A 2,134-nucleotide genomic window follows, 5' to 3' on the forward strand; every position below is an offset into this window, starting at 1 on the left:
TGTCAAGGGCAGTTTAAAAATGTAGGTTTTCGGCAGAAAGAAATGTAGGTTTTCGGCAGTTACTTGAGGCCACGTAATCGGTAAGATTTACCAGTGATCTTCACTACGTGAACATGATGAACCAAGCGATCGAGAATGGCTGCTGTCACAGTTGGGTTCTGGAAAATATCAACCCAAGCGGATAGATCACTATTGCTGGTAATGATCGTTGAATGCTTTTCATAGCGGGCATTGACTAGCTGAAATAAGAGGTTAGCTTCTTGGTGACCAATTGGCAAATACCCAATTTCATCAATAATTAATAGGTCATAGCGCGAATAGCGGCTTAGAGATCGATCAAGCAGTCCTTTTTCGTAAGCTGCTCTCAATCTAATCAACAGCTCATGACAATTAATAAAGAGAACCCGACAGCCCTGTTTACAGGCCTCAATCCCAATACTAATTGCCAAGTGGGTTTTACCGACTCCCGGATTGCCAATAAAGATTAAGTTTTCAGACTTTTCCATAAAAGCCAGATTCTGGAATTCCAGAACCTCTTGGCGATTAATACTGGGTTGAAAGCTAAAATCAAATGTATCTAGGGATTTTGTATTGGGGAACCGAGCACGGCCAATGGCCCGTGCAATCTGACCTTCGTGTCGATTCTGGAGTTCCGAATTAGTTAAATCAATTAGCGCCTCAGTTAATGACAGATTATCAGTGTGAATTTGATCAAGGTAATTCGGCAAGTATTCACGGATTTTGTTTAACCCTAAGCGCTCAAGATTATTTAAAAGAATTTGATTATTAGTGGTCATGGTAGCCTCCTATAAGTTGTCGTAATCAGTCATATGTTCACGAATGTAAGCTGAAATGTCTTCATCTGTCCGCCCTTTAAGCAAATCAGATTTGAGGATATTGAACTGATCTTGGGGGTCATAATTCAGCGAATTGGTAGTTATGGAGTGCGTACGAATTTCTTCTCCGTTATAATAAATGTGGATGCGCTGCTCATCATTGGAGATTTCAACAGCAACCGTACAACCAATGTATCGCGGATCTACTGAGTACTTACATTTGCGGAAATTGATCATGGCCTCCTTCGAAACGACACGGGTAATGTTTTCTTCGAAGTATGGTTCAAGGAGATTAACTGGAACGCGATGAAGGTACTCTTTTTCTTCGTCTAACCATTTCAGGTACGGGACTTCGTCCGTGGCCTGCGAAGTTTCATGATTTAGATCATCTCGGAGCATATGAACTAGTTCGATTAGCTCAGTTCCATCAGCAAATTCAGTATTGTATGGCCGTAAACGTTCAACCGTGCGAGCAAGGGCTTCAACTGCACCTTTAGTTTGTGGTCTGAATGGTCGACAAGCAATTGGTGTGAAACCGGCATCTTTACAGAATTCGTGGAACCGTTCGTTAAAGACAGCGTGGCCAAACTGGGATTTTGTATGATCCACAACGGTTTTCATATTATCAAACCAGATTTCCGTCGGAATACCTCCGGTATGAAGGAAAGCGTCGTGTAAGCAAGAAAAGAGGGTATCTTGGCTCCGATCAAAGGTTAGTGTCATATATTTGAGTTTTGAATAAGGCAATACATACAAGAAAATATTGAATTTAAACAGCTCACCCTCGCTGCTCACTAGGGCCATTTCTTCTTTCCAGTCAACTTGAGCAGAGAGACCAGGGGAATGTTCAATCCGAATGGTAGCTTTCTTAACTCGTTCTCGGCGGGTTTGGCGACAATAATCTTTCACGAGGGTATAGCTGCCGGTAAAGCCCTTCTTCTGGATAAATTTAAAAATTGAAGCAGCCGAACAATTTAGTTCAAGCTTTGAATCGATGGTTTGCTTGAATGGATCCAGTAAACTTGGCCGTTTCGGTCGACCACTTGGTCGGCCCTTAAGTCCAGCTTTGACTTCCTCATAGGCTTTCTTAACGGTTCGATAATCAACATTATATTGCCGGGCAATCTCGGCGAAGTTAGGCTTAATATTTTCAGTCACGTAAATCGTCACTCCTTCTCTTAAATCACGTCTCACATCAAATTCCTCCTACACTCTGATGTGATTCATGATACAAAAAATGTAGGAAAACCAACAGTTCTAACCTGCCGTTTTCCTACATTTTACGGGTGCCTTTTACA

At 41.9% G+C, this 2,134-nt stretch carries 2 protein-coding genes; both read right to left on the reverse strand.

The genetic code is table 11. The annotated features are described in order from the left end of the window. Positions 1-59: 59 nt before the first annotated feature. Positions 60-797, reverse strand: a complete 738-nt coding sequence (istB, locus tag FC85_RS05625) for an IS21-like element helper ATPase IstB (RefSeq protein ID WP_003555349.1) — start codon at positions 795-797, stop codon at positions 60-62. 9 nt (positions 798-806) lie between these two features. Then, positions 807-2,030 (reverse strand): IS21 family transposase, encoded by a 1,224-nt coding sequence (istA, locus tag FC85_RS05630; RefSeq protein ID WP_003555353.1) that lies wholly within the window; start codon positions 2,028-2,030, stop codon positions 807-809. Between the last annotated feature and the right edge of the window lie 104 nt (positions 2,031-2,134).

It is taken from the genome of Lentilactobacillus diolivorans DSM 14421, assembly GCF_001434255.1.
In the GTDB taxonomy this organism is placed as follows: Bacteria; Bacillota; Bacilli; order Lactobacillales; family Lactobacillaceae; genus Lentilactobacillus; species Lentilactobacillus diolivorans.